Origin of the sequence: Pseudomonas sp. BF-R-24, assembly GCF_019947335.1 — a bacterium.
GTDB lineage: Bacteria > Pseudomonadota > Gammaproteobacteria > Pseudomonadales > Pseudomonadaceae > Aquipseudomonas > Aquipseudomonas jessenii.
Map to the genome: position 1 here is coordinate 1 of NZ_JAGYGG010000052.1, position 18,510 is coordinate 18,510.

16 protein-coding genes are annotated in these 18,510 nt (G+C 60.7%); 6 read left to right on the forward strand and 10 right to left on the reverse strand.

From position 1 onward, the window contains the following. Positions 1-301 precede the first annotated feature (301 nt). Genes KGA98_RS26150 through KGA98_RS26175 form a run of 6 tightly spaced genes read left to right on the forward strand, consistent with a single transcriptional unit; the run spans position 302 to position 6,255 of the window. Positions 302-1,396, forward strand: coding sequence for an ABC transporter ATP-binding protein (locus KGA98_RS26150; protein WP_102670555.1), 1,095 nt, complete (start codon positions 302-304; stop codon positions 1,394-1,396). After that, positions 1,396-2,511 (forward strand): ABC transporter ATP-binding protein, encoded by a 1,116-nt coding sequence (locus tag KGA98_RS26155; protein WP_223504470.1) that lies wholly within the window; start codon positions 1,396-1,398, stop codon positions 2,509-2,511. The genes KGA98_RS26150 and KGA98_RS26155 overlap by 1 nt, the downstream gene beginning before the upstream one ends. Beyond that, positions 2,508-3,374: a carbohydrate ABC transporter permease gene (locus KGA98_RS26160; protein ID WP_008046507.1), complete on the forward strand. Its 867-nt coding sequence runs from the start codon at positions 2,508-2,510 to the stop codon at positions 3,372-3,374. The genes KGA98_RS26155 and KGA98_RS26160 overlap by 4 nt, the downstream gene beginning before the upstream one ends. A 7-nt stretch (positions 3,375-3,381) precedes the next feature. Next, complete coding sequence (locus KGA98_RS26165; protein WP_008046506.1) at positions 3,382-4,182, forward strand: carbohydrate ABC transporter permease; 801 nt, start codon at positions 3,382-3,384, stop codon at positions 4,180-4,182. A gap of 10 nt (positions 4,183-4,192) precedes the next feature. Next, the gene (locus tag KGA98_RS26170) at positions 4,193-4,465 is read left to right on the forward strand and encodes a DUF2160 domain-containing protein (RefSeq protein WP_057716585.1); all 273 of its coding nucleotides are present in this window, start codon (positions 4,193-4,195) and stop codon (positions 4,463-4,465) included. A 47-nt stretch (positions 4,466-4,512) separates the two neighbouring features. Continuing rightward, complete coding sequence (locus tag KGA98_RS26175; RefSeq protein WP_223504472.1) at positions 4,513-6,255, forward strand: ABC transporter substrate-binding protein; 1,743 nt, start codon at positions 4,513-4,515, stop codon at positions 6,253-6,255. Positions 6,256-6,529: 274 nt separating this feature from the next. On the opposite strand, the gene nuoN is transcribed toward KGA98_RS26175, so the two are convergent. From nuoN to nuoE, 10 genes are all read right to left on the reverse strand, one after another. Then, entirely contained in the window at positions 6,530-7,993 is a 1,464-nt protein-coding gene (gene nuoN, locus KGA98_RS26180) for an NADH-quinone oxidoreductase subunit NuoN (RefSeq protein ID WP_015094370.1), read from the reverse strand. Positions 7,994-8,000: 7 nt separating this feature from the next. Then, positions 8,001-9,533 carry an NADH-quinone oxidoreductase subunit M gene (gene nuoM, locus KGA98_RS26185; protein ID WP_223504474.1) on the reverse strand — a complete coding sequence of 511 codons (1,533 nt, stop codon included), beginning with the start codon at positions 9,531-9,533 and terminating at the stop codon, positions 8,001-8,003. 39 nt (positions 9,534-9,572) lie between these two features. Next, on the reverse strand, positions 9,573-11,426 hold the full coding sequence (gene nuoL / locus KGA98_RS26190) for an NADH-quinone oxidoreductase subunit L (protein ID WP_223504477.1): 1,854 nt from the start codon (positions 11,424-11,426) through the stop codon (positions 9,573-9,575). Continuing rightward, entirely contained in the window at positions 11,423-11,731 is a 309-nt protein-coding gene (gene nuoK / locus KGA98_RS26195) for an NADH-quinone oxidoreductase subunit NuoK (RefSeq protein WP_007946416.1), read from the reverse strand. Before nuoK ends, nuoL begins: the two co-directional genes overlap by 4 nt. 2 nt (positions 11,732-11,733) lie before the next feature. After that, complete coding sequence (gene nuoJ, locus KGA98_RS26200; protein ID WP_053161453.1) at positions 11,734-12,237, reverse strand: NADH-quinone oxidoreductase subunit J; 504 nt, start codon at positions 12,235-12,237, stop codon at positions 11,734-11,736. A gap of 9 nt (positions 12,238-12,246) precedes the next feature. After that, complete coding sequence (gene nuoI / locus KGA98_RS26205) at positions 12,247-12,792, reverse strand: NADH-quinone oxidoreductase subunit NuoI (protein WP_015094374.1); 546 nt, start codon at positions 12,790-12,792, stop codon at positions 12,247-12,249. 12 nt (positions 12,793-12,804) lie between these two features. After that, a complete protein-coding gene (gene nuoH / locus KGA98_RS26210; RefSeq protein WP_090456620.1) occupies positions 12,805-13,812 on the reverse strand; it encodes an NADH-quinone oxidoreductase subunit NuoH in 1,008 nt (335 codons plus the stop codon). Then, positions 13,809-16,523 (reverse strand): NADH-quinone oxidoreductase subunit NuoG, encoded by a 2,715-nt coding sequence (nuoG, locus tag KGA98_RS26215; protein WP_223504479.1) that lies wholly within the window; start codon positions 16,521-16,523, stop codon positions 13,809-13,811. Before nuoG ends, nuoH begins: the two co-directional genes overlap by 4 nt. Before the next feature lie 136 nt (positions 16,524-16,659). After that, positions 16,660-18,015 (reverse strand): NADH-quinone oxidoreductase subunit NuoF, encoded by a 1,356-nt coding sequence (nuoF, locus tag KGA98_RS26220; RefSeq protein WP_057714158.1) that lies wholly within the window; start codon positions 18,013-18,015, stop codon positions 16,660-16,662. After that, complete coding sequence (nuoE, locus tag KGA98_RS26225; RefSeq protein WP_008020715.1) at positions 18,012-18,509, reverse strand: NADH-quinone oxidoreductase subunit NuoE; 498 nt, start codon at positions 18,507-18,509, stop codon at positions 18,012-18,014. The genes nuoF and nuoE overlap by 4 nt, the downstream gene beginning before the upstream one ends. Position 18,510 lies beyond the last annotated feature (1 nt).

The following is an 18,510-nucleotide window of genomic DNA, read 5'->3' on the forward strand; positions in this document are numbered from 1 at the left end:
GGCACATCCTCGCTGAATGACGCACCGCCTTCGCGAGCAAGCCCGCTCCCACAGGATCTGCGTCCATTTCCATGTTCCGGGAAAGGCAAAAAGCTCCCGTAGAGTGTTGTTCACTAATGTTCATTGTCAACCGTTGAAGTGTTCAGTTGTTCAGTCGCGGTTGTTCATTTGTGTTCAGCAATGAACGTGACTCTGTAGTCATTTTCAGGAATTTCAAACTGAATCAATCGTTTGCAATTTCTGGCACAAATGTCGCTATACAGCTCCGGTCGCTTGACTCCAATAAGAAAAAGGCCGAGCCATGTCACTCACCCTGGAACACGTCAGCCGCACCGTCGAGGGCCAGACCTGGATCGACGATGCCAACCTGAGTTTTGAACCCGGTTCCTTCAACGTTTTGCTGGGTCGCACCTTGTCCGGCAAAACCAGCCTGATGCGCCTGATGGCCGGTCTGGACAAGCCCGACAGCGGCCGCATCCTGATGAATGGCGTCGACGTCACCCAGCGCCCCGTGCGCTTGCGCAATGTGTCGATGGTCTATCAGCAGTTCATCAACTACCCGACCATGACGGTGTTCGACAACATCGCCTCGCCGCTGCGTCAGGCCGGTGTTTCCAACGAGCAAATTCAGAGCAAGGTGCTGGAAACCGCGAAGATGCTGCGCATCGAGAAGTTTCTCAAACGCTATCCGCTGGAGCTTTCCGGTGGTCAGCAACAACGCACGGCCATGGCCCGGGCGCTGGTCAAGGACGCCGAGCTGATCCTGTTCGACGAGCCACTGGTCAACCTCGACTACAAGTTGCGCGAAGAGCTGCGCCAGGAAATGCGCGAGCTGTTCAAGGCGCGCCACACCATCGCGATCTACGCCACCACCGAGCCCAACGAGGCCCTGGCCCTGGGTGGCACCACCACCATTCTTCACGAAGGCCGGGTGATCCAGAGCGGCCAGTCTTCGTCGGTCTATCATCAGCCGCAAACGGTGCTGGCGGCGGAGCTGTTCTCCGAGCCGCCGATCAACCTGATGCCGGGGCGCATTGCCGGCAACGAAGTGAGTTTCGCCAATTTCGTGCACTTCCCGCTGAATGTCGATCTGCGCCCGGTAGGCGAGGGCGAGTTCCGTTTCGGCGTGCGACCCAGCCATATCTCGCTGGTGCCGAGCAACGACGATGACCTCGAATTGGCGGTGACTGTCGAAGTCGCGGAAATCAGTGGCTCGGAAACCTTCCTGCACGTGCGCAACGAGCATTTCCTGCTGGTGCTGCACTTGCCCGGCGTTCACGAATACGACGTCGATGCGCCGATCCGCATCTACATCCCGACCCATAAACTGTTTGTGTTCGATACGCAGGGGCGGCTGGTCCAGGCGCCGGGCCGGCGTGTCACGAGGGTTGCCTGATGGCCGAAATCCGTTTGCAGAACCTCGCCCACAGCTACACCAAGACTCCGACGGGGCCGGAGGACTACGCGATCCGCGAGATGGACCACATCTGGGAGCAGGGTGGCGCCTACGCGTTGCTTGGCCCATCGGGCTGTGGCAAATCGACCTTGCTCAACATCATTTCCGGGCTGCTCAGCCCGTCCCAGGGCCATGTGCTGTTCGACGGCAAAGCGGTCAACAACCTGACCCCGGAGAAGCGCAACATCGCCCAGGTTTTCCAGTTCCCGGTGGTCTACGACACCATGACGGTGTTCGACAACCTCGCGTTCCCCTTGCGTAACCAAGGCATGGCCGAGGCGAAGATCCACACCAAGGTGCAGGAAATCGCCGAAGTTCTCGACCTGCAGAACCTGTTGAGCAAAAAGGCCCGCAACCTCACCGCCGACGAAAAACAGAAAGTCTCCATGGGGCGTGGGCTGGTGCGCGACGACGTGTCGGCGATCCTGTTCGATGAACCGCTGACGGTGATCGACCCGCACCTCAAGTGGAAACTGCGGCGCAAGCTCAAGCAGATCCACGAACAGTTCAACATCACCATGGTCTACGTCACCCACGATCAGCTGGAGGCCTCGACCTTCGCCGACAAGATTGCGGTGATGTACGGCGGGCAGATCGTGCAATTCGGTACGCCAAGGGAGTTGTTCGAGCGCCCGAGCCACACCTTTGTCGGCTACTTCATTGGCAGCCCCGGGATGAACCTGATCGAGGTGCAGCCGCAACCGGGTGGCGTCGGTTTCGCCTCGACTCACCTGCCGCTGTCCGAGGCGATGCAGCAGCGTATTGCTGAATCGGAGTGGAAAACCCTGAAGGTCGGCATTCGTCCGGAGTTCGTCCATGTGTGGGACGAAGCCTTTGATGACGCGCTGCGGGCACAGGTCGTACACGTCGAAGACCTGGGCACCTACAAGATCATGACCCTCAACCTCGATGGTGTCCCCCTGAAAGTGCGCCTGGCCGAAGACAAGCCGGTGCCGCAAGGCACGGCCTACATCAGTTTTCCGGCGCAGTGGCTGATGGTCTACGCCGATGAATTCCTGCTCGAAGCCAATGCCAACCAAGAGGCGCAGCCATGAACAAGGTGCAGAACAACAAGGCCTGGTGGCTGGTGCTGCCGGTGTTCCTGCTGGTGGCGTTCAGTGCGGTGATCCCGATGATGACCGTGGTCAACTATTCGGTGCAGGACATCTTCGACCAGTCCAGCCGCTACTTCGTCGGCGCCGACTGGTACAAGCAGGTGCTGCTCGATCCGCGCCTGCACGACTCGTTGCTGCGCCAGTTCATCTACTCGGCCTGCGTGCTGTTGATCGAAATCCCGCTGGGGATTGCGATTGCCCTGACCATGCCGACCAAAGGGCGCTGGTCGTCGGTGGTGCTGATCATCCTGGCGATTCCGTTGCTGATCCCGTGGAACGTGGTCGGCACCATCTGGCAGATCTTCGGCCGGGCCGACATCGGTCTGCTGGGGGCGAGCCTCAAGGCCATGGGCATCAGCTACAACTATGCGGCGAACACCATGGACGCCTGGGTCACCGTACTGGTGATGGACGTCTGGCACTGGACCTCGCTGGTGGCGCTGTTGTGCTTCTCCGGCCTGCGGGCGATTCCGGATGTGTATTACCAGGCGGCGCGGATCGACCGTGCCTCGGCCTGGGCGGTGTTCCGGCATATCCAGTTGCCCAAGCTCAAGAGTGTGTTGCTGATCGCGGTGATGCTGCGCTTCATGGACAGTTTCATGATCTACACCGAGCCCTTCGTGCTTACGGGTGGCGGTCCGGGCAATTCCACGACCTTCTTGAGCCAGACCCTGACGCAAATGGCGATCGGGCAGTTCGACCTGGGGCCGGCCGCCGCATTCTCGCTGGTGTACTTCCTGATCATCCTGTTGGTGTCCTGGCTGTTCTACACCGCCATGACTCACTCCGACGCCAACCGCTGAGGCCATCATGAGCAAGAGAAAGCTGATTCCACTGCTGATCTACATCCTGTTCCTGCTGGTGCCGATCTACTGGCTGCTGAACATGTCCTTCAAGAGCAACAGCGAAATCCTCGGTGGCCTGACGTTGTTTCCGCAGGATTTCACCCTGGCGAACTACAAGGTGATCTTCACCGATCCGAGTTGGTACACCGGCTACATCAACTCGGCGTACTACGTGAGCCTGAACACGATCATTTCCCTGACCGTGGCCTTGCCGGCGGCCTATGCGTTCTCGCGCTACCGCTTCCTCGGTGACAAACACCTGTTCTTCTGGCTGCTGACCAACCGCATGGCGCCACCGGCAGTGTTCCTGTTGCCGTTCTTCCAGCTGTACTCCTCGATCGGACTGTTCGATACCCACATCGCCGTGGCCCTGGCCCATTGCCTGTTCAACGTGCCGCTGGCGGTGTGGATTCTCGAAGGCTTCATGTCCGGCGTGCCCAAGGAGATCGACGAAACCGCCTACATCGATGGCTACAGCTTTCCCAAGTTCTTCGTGAAGATTTTCATCCCGCTGATCGGCTCCGGCATCGGCGTTACGGCGTTTTTCTGCTTCATGTTTTCCTGGGTCGAACTGCTGCTGGCGCGAACCCTCACTTCGGTGAACGCCAAACCGATCGCAGCGGTGATGACCCGCACGGTCTCGGCATCCGGTATCGACTGGGGCGTGCTGGCGGCGGCGGGGGTGTTGACCATCCTGCCGGGCATGTTGGTGATCTGGTTTGTTCGCAACCACGTGGCCAAGGGCTTTGCCCTGGGTCGGGTATGAGGAACTGATGATGGAATGGATGAGTTGGACCGTCCCCACGGCGGCGTTCTTCGGTGTCATTGCCTTGATCCTGGTGGGCATGACCACCTGGGAATTGCGTTCGCCGAGCGTGCTCAGGCGAGGTTTTCTACCGATTGCCACCACCCGTGGCGATCGGTTGTTCATCGGTCTTCTCGGCAGCGCCTACCTGCATTTGCTGGTAATCGGCGTCACCGACTGGAGCATCTGGGTCGCCTTCGCGATGTCCCTGGTGTGGCTGTTGGCTGTGATGCGTTGGGGCTAGTCGAATCGCTCGGCAATGTTGCTCCGAAACTCAATAAGGAGGTCTCTATGTTCGACAAAAACAATAAGCTGCGACATAGCATTTCATTGGCAGCCATGCTGGCACTCAGCGGTTTGAGCGCATCTGCCTGGGCCGATGCCTATGAAGACGCGGCGAAGAAATGGATCGGCAGTGAATTCAAGCCGTCCACCCTGACGGCCGATCAACAACTCGAAGAGCTGAAGTGGTTCATCAAGGCGGCTGAGCCGTTTCGCGGGATGAGCATCAAAGTGGTGTCGGAAACCATCGCCACCCACGAGTATGAGTCCAAGGTGCTGGCCAAGGCCTTCACCGAGATCACCGGGATCAAGCTGACCCACGACCTGCTGCAGGAAGGCGACGTGGTGGAAAAGCTGCAGACCCAGATGCAGTCGGACAAGAACATCTATGACGGCTGGGTCAACGACTCGGACCTGATCGGTACACACTTCCGCTACGGCAAGACCGAATCGATCACCGACCTGATGGCCAACGAGGGCAAGAACTTCACCTCGCCGACCCTCGACATCAAGGACTTCATCGGCATCTCCTTCACCACCGCGCCGGACGGCAAGATCTATCAATTGCCCGACCAGCAGTTCGCCAACCTGTACTGGTTCCGCGCCGACTGGTTCGAGCGTGCGGACCTGAAGGCCAAGTTCAAAGAAAAGTACGGCTACGAGTTGGGCGTACCGGTGAACTGGTCGGCCTATGAAGACATCGCCAAATTCTTCAGCGAAGACGTCAAGGAAATCGACGGCAAGCGCGTTTACGGGCACATGGATTACGGCAAGAAAGACCCGTCGCTGGGTTGGCGTTTCACCGATGCCTGGTTCTCCATGGCAGGCGCTGGCGATAAAGGCATACCTAACGGCTTGCCGGTGGACGAGTGGGGGATCCGCGTCGAGGATTGTCATCCGGTCGGCTCCAGCGTGACCCGCGGTGGCGACACCAACGGCCCGGCAGCAGTGTATGCGACCACCAAGTACGTTGACTGGATGAAGAAGTACGCGCCACCGGAAGCGGCGGGCATGACTTTCTCCGAATCAGGTCCCGTGCCATCCCAGGGCAACATTGCCCAGCAGATCTTCTGGTACACCGCGTTTACCGCTGACATGACCAAACCGGGCTTGCCGGTGATGAATGCCGACGGCACGCCGAAATGGCGCATGGCGCCGTCGCCGAAAGGACCGTACTGGGAAGAGGGCATGAAGCTCGGTTATCAGGACGCCGGTTCCTGGACATTCATGAAGTCCACGCCTGAGAAACAAAAACTGGCGGCCTGGCTGTACGCGCAGTTCGTGACCTCGAAAACCGTGTCGCTGAAGAAAACCATCGTCGGCCTGACCCCGATCCGCGAATCGGACATCAACTCCCAGGCCATGACCGACCTGGCGCCGAAACTCGGTGGCCTGGTGGAGTTCTACCGCAGCCCGGCCCGTGTGCAATGGACCCCGACCGGAACCAACGTGCCCGATTATCCTCGCCTGGCGCAGTTGTGGTGGAGCCACATCGCCGAAGCCGCCAGCGGCGAGAAAACCCCGCAAGAGGCGCTGGATGGCCTGGCCAAGGATCAGGACGCAATCATGACCCGTCTGGAACGCTCGAAGGCACAAGCCACCTGCGCCCCGAAAATGAATCCAGAGCGCGACGCGCAATACTGGTTCGACCAACCGGGCGCACCGAAGCCGAAACTGGCGAACGAGAAACCGCAGGGTGAAACCGTGAGTTATGCCGAGCTGTTGAAGTCGTGGGAGGCGGCGCGCAAGTAAAGCGTTGGAGTTGTGAAAGGCGAAACGGCACCGGAAGGTGCCGTTTTCTTTTGTGCCTGATTGGGCCTCTTCGCGAGCAAGCCCGCTCCCACAGTTGAACTGCAGTGAACACAAAACTTGAGGCCGACGCCGATCTAATGTGGGAGCGGGCTTGCTCGCGAAGAGGCCATCTCTGGCAATCGATTTCTAGTGGACGGTCAAATATATGAAGATCAAACGCAAAAACGGCACCCGAAGGTGCCGTTTCTGTTTGCTACTGAATGGCTCTAAGAGATCAACCCGCCAGGCCCGACTGTTGAACCAGGTTCAGCAGCGGTTGTGGGTACAGGCCGAGGAAGAAAGCCAGTACCGCGATGGCCAGCAGCATCACGCCGCCTGCACGTTGTTCCCAGTGCAGCTGGGCATCGACGCGGCGCAGGTTCGGTTCGATCAGGTACAGGGTGACCATCACTCGCAGGTAGTAGAACACGCCGATGGCACTGCCCAGTACCAGGGAGCCGACCAGCCACCACTGATGGGACTCGACGCCGGTGGCGATGATGTAGAACTTGCCGATGAAGCCTGCGGTCAGCGGGATACCGGCCAGGGACAGCATCATCACGGTCAGCACGGCGGTCAGGTACGGACGGCGCCAGAACAGGCCGCGGTATTCGTACAGGGCGTCTGCGTCACGGCCTTTGTACGGCGAGGACATCAGGGTGATCACACCGAAAGCACCGAGGCTGGTGATCACGTAGGTGACCAGGTACACGCCGATGGCTTCCACGGCCAGGCCCTTGCTCGCAACCAGGGCGATCAGCAGGTAGCCGAAGTGGGCGATGGACGAGTAACCCAGCAGACGCTTGAGGTTGCTCTGGGTCAGGGCCAGCAGGTTACCGAACAGGATCGACGCGATGGCGATGATGGTCAGCACGTCGCTCAGCACACCGCTGCTTGCCGCTGGCGAGATCTGGAACAGGCGCACCATCACCGCGAACACAGCCACTTTCGAAGCGGTAGCGAGGAACGCTGCGACCGGCGCCGGAGCACCTTCGTAAACGTCTGGAGTCCAGAGGTGGAAGGGCACCAGCGACAGCTTGAACGCCAAGCCGATCAGCATCATGCCCAGGCCCAGTTGCGCCAGCGAGCTTGGCAGACCAGTGGCCGCCAGCGCCTGACCGATGCCGACGAAGCTCAGGGAACCCGAGTCTGCGTACAGCAGCGCCATGCCGAACAACAGGAACGCGGAGCCGGCAGCCGACAGCACCATGTACTTGATACCGGCTTCCAGCGAACGCTTGTTGAAGAAGGCATAGGCCACCAGACCGTAGACCGGCACCGACAGCAGTTCCAGACCGATGAACAACCCGGCCAGGTGCTGCGCGCTGACCAGCACCAGGCCACCGGCGGCGGCCATCAGGATCAGCAGGTACAGTTCTTCACGGTTGCCCGGGTAACCCGTGCCGCCATCGCCGAGGTAGGCGTGGGCGAGGGTGACACAAGCAAGGGTGGCGACCAGGATCAGCGCCATGTACAAGCAAGCGAAGCTATCGATTTGCAGCAGTGGGGTCACAGCCAATGGCGCGACCTTCAAGGCTGGCAGGATCGACAGCAACGCCAGGTTCAGACCTGCCACCGACAGCAGGAAGGTCTGGGAGTGGTTGCGGCGCCAGGCGATCGCCAGCATCACCACGATGATCGTGGCGCTGGTGATCAACAACGGCGCAAGCGCGATAAAGTGTTGAGTCGTGAATTCCATAGCGCTCTTACCGGGCCGAAGCGAGTTGAGTGAAGGCGGTGCCGAGCCACTGCTGCACGCCATGCATCGTAGCGGCAGAGGTATCGAGGAACGGTTGTGGGTACACGCCGATGTAGATCAGCAGTGCAGCCAGACCGACCACCATGATCATTTCGCGACCGTCCATGCCATGCAGCACCGCGTCCGACTTGGCCGGGCCGAAGAAGGCACGGTGGACCATGATCAGCGAGTAGACCGAACCGAACACCAGGCCGGACGTCGCGATGATGGTGACCCACGGAGCGATCGGGAAGGTGCCGATCAGGATCAGGAACTCACCGACGAAGTTACCGGTACCCGGCAAGCCCAGGGACGCCGCCGCGAAGAACAGGCTGAGGGCCGGCAGGTAAGCGATCTTCGACCACAGGCCACCCATTTCACGCATGTCGCGGGTGTGGGTACGTTCATACAGTTGGCCACTCAGGATAAAGAGTGCCGCCGCCGACAGACCGTGCGCCAGCATCTGCATCACCGCGCCCTGCAGCGCCAGTTGGCTGCCGGAGTAGATGCCGATCAGTACGAAGCCCATGTGGGAAACGGACGAGAAGGCAATCAGACGCTTGATGTCGGTTTGCGCGAACGCCAGGAACGCACCGTAGAAGATTCCGATCAGGCCCAGGGCCATTGCGAACGGCGCGAACTCGGCCGAAGCATTCGGGAACAGCGGCAGGGCGAAACGCAGCAGACCGTAGGCCGCGGTTTTCAGCAAGATACCGGCGAGGTCGACGGAGCCTGCAGTCGGCGCCTGGGCGTGAGCGTCAGGCAACCAGGAGTGGAACGGTACGACCGGCAGCTTGACCGCGAAGGCGATGAAGAAGCCGAGCATCAGGATGTACTCGGTGGTCATCGACATCTTGGTCTTCAACAGGTCGGCGTAGTTGAAGGTAATTACGCCGGTGTCGTTGAAGTTGACCAGTACCAGGCCCAGGATCGCCACCAGCATGATCAGGCCGGAAGCCTGAGTGAAGATGAAGAACTTGGTCGCCGCGTAGATCCGGGTTTTCTTGCCGTCCGAAGAACTGTGACCCCAGAGCGCGATGAGGAAGTACATCGGCACCAGCATCATTTCCCAGAAGAAGAAGAACATGAACAGGTCGAGGGCGAGGAACACGCCGACGACACCGCCCAGGATCCACATCAGGTTCAGGTGGAAGAAGCCCACGTGACGCTGGATCTCTTTCCACGAGCAGAGTACCGAGAGGACACCCAGCAGACCGGTCAGCATGATCATCAACAGCGACAGGCCGTCGAGGGCCAGGTGCACGTTGATGCCGAAGCGCTGGATCCAGACGTGCTTGAACTCAAGCGCCCAGGTCGGGTCGGCGCCAGGCGCCGGGGCAAATGAATAATCACCGTTGGCCCACAGCCAGAGGCCGAGGGAGAGCAACAGGGACATGGTGATCAGCGCAATCCAGCGGGGGAGGGTGGCGCCGAAGCGCTCACCCATCCAGCACAGCAGGCCGCCGATGAAGGGGATCAGGATTAGCCAAGGCAGAATCATGACGGGCTCAATTCCTTTCGCAAGTTCGCAAGGTTCATATCAGACCGCTACCAGCACGACGGCGCCGATAACCAGCACGGCACCAGCAGCCATCGAGGCGGCATACCAACGCAGTTGACCAGTCTCGGTACGGCTCAGGGCGGTGTGACCGCCTTTGGCCATGCGCGGGATCAGACCGATGGTCTGGTCGAGCGGGTCTTTGCGCAGGATGTGGCTGATCGCCAGGTATGGCTTGACGAACAGTTTGTCGTAGATCCAGTCAAAGCCCCAGGCAGCGAACCACCAGGCCGAGAGGAAACGGCCGATGCCGCTGTTGGCGATGGCGGTGACGAAGCGACGCTTGCCGAGGAACAGCAGCGCGGCCAGCAGGATACCGGCCAGGGCGATGGCGCCCGAGGCGATTTCCAGGCTGTGCTTGGCTTCGCCGCCGGCATGGCCGACGCTTTGCGGTAGTACACCGTGCAGCGGTGGAACGATCATCGCGCCGACGAAGGTCGACAGTACGATCAGCACCGACAGAGGCAGCCAGTGAGCGATGCCGTGACCGGCGTGGGCTTCGGTCTTCGCTTCACCGTGGAACGCGATGAAGATCAGGCGGAAGGTGTACAACGAAGTCATGAATGCGCCGACCAGACCTGCGTAGAGCAGGCCGTTGTTGCCGCTGGCGAACGCTTCCCAGAGGATTTCGTCCTTGGAGTAGAAGCCTGCGGTTACCAGTGGCAGGGCCGCCAGGGCCGCGCCGCCGACGATGAAACTGGCGTAGGCCAGTGGCAGCTTTTTCCACAGACCGCCCATCTTGAAGATGTCCTGCTCGTGGTGGCAGGCAACGATCACCGCACCGGAGGCAAGGAACAGCAGGGCCTTGAAGAAGGCGTGGGTCATCAGGTGGAAGATCGCGCCGTCCCAGGCGCCGACGCCCAGGGCCAGGAACATGTAGCCGATCTGGCTCATGGTCGAGTAGGCGAGGATACGCTTGATGTCGGTCTGGACCAGTGCTGCGAAGCCAGCCAGGACCAGGGTCACACCGCCAACGATGCCGACCAGGTGCAGGATTTCCGGCGCCAGGGTGAACAGGCCGTGGGTACGGGCGATCAGGTAGACACCGGCGGTCACCATGGTTGCGGCGTGGATCAGTGCCGAAACCGGGGTAGGACCGGCCATCGCATCCGCCAGCCAGGTTTGCAGCGGCAGTTGCGCGGATTTACCGACAGCACCACCGAGCAGCATCAGGGTGGCCATGACCATCCAGAAGTCGCCGGACTGGAATTTCTGCGGAGCCAGCACCAGCAGTTCCTGAACGTTCAGCGTACCCAGTTGGGCAAACAGAATGAACAGGCCGATGGCCATGAACACGTCACCGATACGGGTCACGATAAAGGCCTTGAGTGCCGCGTTACCGTTGTTGCGGTTGCTGTAGTAGAAACCGATCAACAGGTAGGAGCACAGGCCCACGCCTTCCCAGCCGAAGTACAGGAACAACAGGTTATCGCCCAGCACCAGGAACAGCATGCTGGCGATAAACAGGTTGGTGTAGGCGAAGAAGCGCGAGTAACCGTCTTCACCGCGCATGTACCAGGACGCGAACAGGTGGATCAGGAAGCCGACGCCAACCACCACACCGAGCATGGTCAGCGACAGACCATCCAGGTACAGCGCGAAGTTCGGCGTGAAGCCTTCCACCGCCATCCACTGCCACAACACCTGGGTGTAGTGGCCGCCTTCAGGTGGTGCGACATTGAATTGCCAGATCACGTAAGCCGCGACGATGGCAGACAAGCCGACGGAACCGACGCCGATCAGCGCCGAAAGGTTTTCCGAGAGACGGCCGCGAGAAAACGCCAGCAGCAGGAAACCGATGAGAGGGAACAGGAAAGTCAGATAGAGAAGATTCATCCGCGCATCTCACTGGCAGCGTCGATATCGAGCGTGTGGAAGCGGCGATACAGTTGCAGCAGGATCGCCAGGCCGATACTGGCCTCGGCGGCTGCCAGGCTGATCACCAGGATGAACATGATCTGTCCATCCGGCTGCGCCCAGCGGCTACCTGCAACGATGAACGCCAACGCGGAGGCATTCATCATGACCTCCAGGCTCATCAGCACGAAAAGGATGTTGCGGCGGACCATCAGGCCGACCAGACCGAGGCAGAACAGGATGCCGGCGACCGCCAGACCATGCTCCATGGGGATAGCAGGCATCGTCATTGCTCCTTGGCTTCGTTGCGGCCCAAGTGGAACGCCGTGACGGCTGCGGCGAGCAGCAGCATCGAGGCGAGTTCGACCACCAGCAGGTACGGACCGAACAGGCTGATGCCCACGGCCTTGGCGTCTACGGTGGTATGGCCGATGGCTTCACCGGTCTGGTGGGAGAACAGCACGTACAGCAGTTCCACCAGCAGCAGCGCAGCGAGGAGGACCGGGCCGCCCCAGATACCGGGCTTGAGCCAGACGCGCTCTTGCTGAACCGAGGCCGGGCCAAGGTTCAGCATCATCACCACAAACACGAACAGCACCATGATGGCGCCAGCGTAGGCGATCACTTCCAGGACGCCGGCGAACGGCGCGCCGAGGGCGAAGAAGGTCATCGCCACGGCAATCAGCGAAATGATCAGGTAGAGCAGGGCGTGCACAGGGTTGGTGTTGGTGATCACGCGAAGCGTGGACACCACAGCGATACCCGATGCGAAATAGAAAGCGAATTCCATCTTTCTTCCTTAAGGCAGCAAGCTCTTCACGTTGATCGGCTGGGCTTCGTTCTGCGCGGAGCCTTTCGGCTTCCCGGCAATCGCCATACCTGCAACACGATAGAAGTTGTAATCAGGGTTTTTGCCGGGGCCGGAGATCAGCAGATCTTCTTTCTCGTAAACCAGGTCCTGACGTTTAAACTCGGCCATTTCGAAATCCGGTGTCAGCTGGATCGCGGTGGTCGGGCAGGCTTCCTCGCAGAGGCCGCAAAAAATGCAGCGCGAGAAGTTGATGCGGAAGAAGTCCGGGTACCAGCGACCGTCTTCGGTTTCAGCTTTCTGCAGCGAGATGCAACCGACCGGGCACGCCACGGCGCACAGGTTACAGGCTACACAACGCTCTTCGCCGTCGGGGTCGCGGGTCAGGACGATACGACCACGGTAGCGCGGCGGCAGGTAGACCGGTTCTTCCGGGTACTGCAGCGTGTCGCGCTTGCGGAAGGCGTGGCCGAAAATCATCACCAGGCTGCGAAGCTGGGTGTAGAAGCCATGCACGATGTCAAATATGTACTTCATGATTCTCTATCCTCACTGAGCCGCGACGGCGGGCGTGTTGAGCAACACGATCGCAGCGGTCACCAGCATGTTGACGAGGGTCAGCGGCAGGCAGAACTTCCAGCTGAAATCCATCACCTGGTCATACCGTGGGCGCGGAATCGAAGCGCGCAACAGGATGAACATCATGATGAAGAACGCGGTTTTCAGTGCGAACCAGATGAACGGGATCTGCGGCAGGATGCCGAACGGACCGTGCCAGCCACCGAAGAACAAGGTCACCAGCAGCGCCGAGATCAGCACGATGCCGATGTACTCGCCGACGAAGAACATGCCCCATTTCATGCCGGCGTATTCAATGTGGTAACCGTCTGCCAGTTCCTGTTCCGCTTCCGGCTGGTCGAACGGGTGACGGTGAGTCACGGCCACGCCAGCGATGAAGAAGGTCAGGAAACCGAAGATCTGCGGAATGATGAACCACAGGTTCTGCGCTTGATATTCAACGATGTCGCGCATGTTGAACGAGCCGACCTGGATCACGATGCCCATCAGCGACAGGCCCATGAACACTTCGTACGACACGGTCTGCGCCGAGGCGCGCAAGCTGCCCAGCAGGGCGAACTTGTTGTTGCTCGACCAGCCGGCGAACAGCACCGCGTAGACCGACAGGCCAGCCATGGCGAAGAAGAACAGGATACCGATGTTGATGTCCGCCACGCCCCAGGTCGGGGTGATCGGGATGATCGCGAAGGCAATCAGCAGGGCGCTCATGGCCACTACCGGTGCCAGGGTGAAGATCATCTTGTCGGCGAATGGAGGCGTCCAGTCTTCCTTGAAGAACATCTTGATCATGTCGGCGGCGATCTGGAACGCGCCGAACGGACCGACGCGGTTCGGACCGTAACGGTCCTGCCAGAGGGCGAGCAGACGACGCTCGACCCAGCTCAGCAGGGCACCGCAAACCACCACGGCGAGCAGAATCACCACGGCCTTGAGGACCGTGATGATGATGTCGATCACTTCAGGAGTGAACCAGGTCATTGAGCTGCCTCCTGCAGACCGTCAACGGATTTGCCAAAGATTGCTGGCGGAATGCCGGCGATGCCCGCAGGCAGTGCCACCAGACCGGCGCCCAGCTCTTCGTTGATGCGCAGCGGCAGACGCAGGGTCTGGCCAGCAACATTCAAGCTCAGCATCGCGCCGTCATTGACACCCAGGCGGTCGGCTTCGGACTTGGCCAGCGACACGTAGGCGGCCGGGATGCGTTCCTGAACCGGAGCGGCTTTCGAAGAGTTCTCTTCGCTGCCGAACAGGTGGAAGAACGGCACGACCTGCCAGGTGCCCTGGGCCGGGTTGAACGCGCGCGGAACACTGGCGAACCAGTTCAGCGAGTCACCGCTGCTTTCGATCAGGCGGGTGCCCGGGTCGCCAGCGCGGATGTGACCACCGACTTCGTCCTGGAACTTGTTCCAGGCTTGCGGCGAGTTCCAGCCCGGAGACCAGGCGAATGGCACTTGCTGACGCGGTTCGACCGAGCCCGAGTAACCTTCCATCGAGAAGTTGAACGCGGTGTCGTTGTCTTGCGGGGCGCGCGGTTCGTGCACGTTGATGTCGGCGCGCATGGCGGTACGACCGGAGTAACGCAGCGGTTCGCGGGCCAGTTTCATGCCCTTGATGCGGAACGCGGCGGACGGTGCGGCATCGACGATGCGATTCAGGATCGAAGTGCTGGAAGCGACGGCGGCGGTGGCGTGGTCCAGTTGGGTCCAGTCGATCGGCTGGTTCAGCAGGGTCGCGCGCAGGGCATGCAGCCAGCGCCAGCCTTCGTGAACCAGGATGCTCGCGTCCATGTACTTCGGATCGAAAACCTGGAAGAAGCGCTGGGCGCGGCCTTCCTGGCTGACCAGGGTGCCGTCGCCTTCAGCGAAGCTGGCGGCTGGCAGAACCAGGTGCGCGCGATCGCTGGTGGCAGTCTTCTGATGGTCGGCGACGATCAGCACTTTGGCGGCGGTCAGGGCGGCATCGACCTTGGCCTTGTCGGTACGGGTATACAGATCGTTTTCCAGTACGACGATGGCGTCGGCTTTGCCATCGATCACGGCTTGCAGCGCGGCGTCGACCGATTCGCCACCGAGCATGGCCAGGCCGAGGCTGTTGGCCTCTGGCACGATCAGGCTGATGGAACCGTTCTTCTCGCGCAGCTTCAACGCTTTGGCGATGTTCGCAGCAGCTTCGATCAACGCCTTGGAACCCAACGAGGTACCGGCAATGATCAATGGACGCTTGGCGGCGAGCAGGGCGTCGGCAATGCGCTTGGCCAGTTCGAGTGCTTCAGCATCCAGGCCTTCAACGGCTGGAGCGCTGGCGTCGAGGGCGTGAGCCACGGCGAAACCGATGCGGGCCAGGTCGTCTGGAGCGGCGTGAACGCATTCTTCAGCGATGTCGTCGAGCTTGGTTTCAGCCAGGCTGGCGATGAACAGCGGGTTCAGCGCGTGCTGGCCGATGTTTTTCACCGCGGCGTCGAGCCAAGGCTGGACGCGCATGGCGTCGGCCATGTCTTCGGCCTTGCCCTTGACCGATTGACGCAGGGACAGGGCCATGCGCGCAGCAGTCTGGGTCAGGTCTTCACCGAGGACGAACACGGCGTCGTGGTCTTCGATGTCGCGCATGTTCGGTACTGGCAGCGGGCTGTCTTTGAGCACTTGCAGGACCAGGCGGATGCGCTCCAGCTCGGCAGCTTCGATACCGGAGTAGAAGTGCTCGGCACCGACCAGTTCGCGCAACGCGTAGTTGCTTTCGAGGCTGGCGCGGGGCGAACCGATACCGACGATGTTGCGACCGCGCAGCAGGTCGGCGGCTTTATCCAGCGCTTCGTCGAGGCTCAGCTTGGTGCCGTTGGCCAGCAGCGGTTGGCGTGGGCGGTCTTCGCGGTTGACGTAGCCATAGCCGAAACGGCCACGGTCGCACAGGAAGTACTGGTTCACCGAACCGTTGAAACGGTTTTCGATACGACGCAGTTCGCCGTAACGCTCGCCCGGGGAGATGTTGCAACCGCTGGAGCAGCCATGGCAGATGCTCGGCGAGAACTGCATGTCCCATTTACGGTTGTAACGCTCGGAGTGAGTCTTGTCGGTGAATACACCGGTCGGGCAGACCTCGGTGAGGTTGCCGGAGAACTCGCTTTCCAGGGTGCCGTCTTCAACGCGACCGAAGTACACGTTGTCGTGGGCGCCAAACACACCAAGATCGGTGCCGCCGGCGTAGTCCTTATAGAAGCGCACGCAGCGGTAGCAGGCGATGCAGCGGTTCATTTCGTGGGAAATGAACGGGCCCAGTTGCTGGTTCTGGTGGGTACGCTTGGTGAAGCGGTAACGGCGCTCGTTGTGGCCGGTCATTACCGTCATGTCTTGCAGGTGGCAGTGACCGCCTTCTTCACAGACCGGGCAGTCGTGAGGGTGGTTGGTCATCAGCCATTCGACAACACTGGCGCGGAAGGCCTTGGATTCTTCATCTTCGATGGAGATCCAGGTGTTGTCGGTGGCAGGGGTCATGCAGGACATCACGATACGACCACGGGTGTCGTTCTCGTCGGTGTACTGCTTGACCGCGCACTGGCGGCAAGCGCCAACGCTGCCGAGGGCAGGGTGCCAGCAGAAATACGGAATATCGAGGCCCAGAGACAGACATGCCTGTAACAGGTTGTCTGCCCCATCGACTTCGAGCGCTTTGCCGTCTACGTGGATAGTGGCCATGGTTCAAAGTTCTTCGTTGGCCCGGTGTCAGCGGGCGTGGCTAATGGAATCTTGTTATCCGCGTGAATCAACACAGCCGTTAAAGGCGTCATCACACGAAAAGCGAAGGGCACGGACCCTTCGCTTTTTTAAGCGTTTACGCGCCGACTACGATCGGCCTTGCCAGAGGCGGGACGGCGGCGCTGACTGGCGCGATACCGGCTTCGAACTCATGGCGGAAGTATTTGATTGCGCTGCCCAACGGCTCCACGGCGCCCGGTGCGTGAGCACAGAAGGTCTTGCCTGGGCCGAGGAAACCGACCAGACCCAGCAGGGTCTCGATGTCGCCTGGCTGGCCTTCACCGTTCTCGATGGCCATCAGGAGCTTGACGCTCCATGGCAAGCCATCGCGGCAAGGGGTGCAGAAGCCGCAGGATTCGCGAGCGAAGAACTGCTCCATGTTGCGCAGCAGGGACACCATGTTGACGCTGTCGTCCACCGCCATGGCCAGGCCGGTACCCATGCGGGTGCCCACTTTGGCGATGCCGCCGGCGTACATTTGTGCGTCCAGGTGTTCCGGCAACAGGAAACCGGTACCGGCGCCGCCAGGCTGCCAGGCCTTGAGCTTGTAACCGTCGCGCATGCCGCCAGCGTAGTCTTCGAACAGCTCGCGACCGGTGACGCCGAACGGCAGTTCCCACAGACCCGGGTTCTTGACCTTGCCGGAGAAGCCCATGAGCTTGGTGCCCATGTCTTCGCTGCCTTCGCGAGCCAACGATTTGTACCAGTCCACGCCGTCGGCAATGATCGCCGGCACGTTGCACAGGGTTTCGACGTTATTCACGCAAGTCGGCTTGCCCCACACGCCAACGGCGGCAGGGAAGGGCGGCTTGGAGCGCGGGTTGGCGCGACGGCCTTCGAGGGAGTTGATCAGTGCGGTTTCTTCACCGCAGATATAACGCCCGGCGCCGGTGTGAACGAACAGCTCGAAATCAAAACCCGAACCCAGGATGTTCTTGCCCAGCAGGCCGGCTGCCTTGGCTTCTTCCACAGCACGGTTCAAGTGCTTGGCGGCGGTGGTGTATTCGCCACGCAGGAAGATGTAGCCACGGTAGGTTTTCAGTGCGCGGGCACTGATCAGCATGCCTTCGATCAGCAGATGGGGCAGTTGCTCCATCAGCATGCGGTCTTTCCAGGTGTTGGGCTCCATTTCATCCGCGTTGCACAGCAGGTAGCGGATGTTGATGGATTCGTCCTTGGGCATCAGGCCCCACTTCACGCCAGTGGGGAAGCCTGCACCGCCGCGGCCTTTGAGGCCGGAGTCTTTCACGGTCTGGACGATGTCGTCCTGGGCCATGTCGGCGAAGGCCTTGCGCGCAGCGGCGTAACCGTTCTTGGCCTGGTACTCGTCGAGCCATACGGCTTCGCCGTCGTCACGCAGACGCCAGGTGAGCGGGTGAGTCTCGGCCGAACGCTTGATGCGGTTGGCCGGACCGAAGGAAGTCAGGGTCATACGTAGCCCTCGAGCAATTTGGCAACGCCTGCAGGCTGCACATCACCGAAAGTGTCGTCGTCGATCATCAACGCCGGCGCCTTGTCGCAGTTGCCGAGGCAGCAGACCGGCAGCAGGGTGAAACGACCGTCGGCGGTGGTCTGACCCAGGCCGATGCCGAGCTTGCTCTGGATTTCGCTGACCACGGACTCGTGGCCGCCGATGTAGCAGACCATGCTGTCGCAGACGCGGATGATGTGACGGCCCACTGGCTGACGGAAGATCTGGCTGTAGAACGTCGCCACGCCTTCAACGTCGCTGGCCGGGATGCCGAGGATCTCGCCGATGGCGTACAGGGCGCCGTCCGGCACCCAGCCACGTTCCTTCTGGACGATCTTCAGGGCTTCGATCGACGCCGCGCGCGGGTCTTCGTAGTGATGCAGCTCGTGCTCGATGGCCGAGCGCTCGGTTTCACTCAAGGTGAAACGGTCTGTCTGGATAAGCGTGCTGTTCATG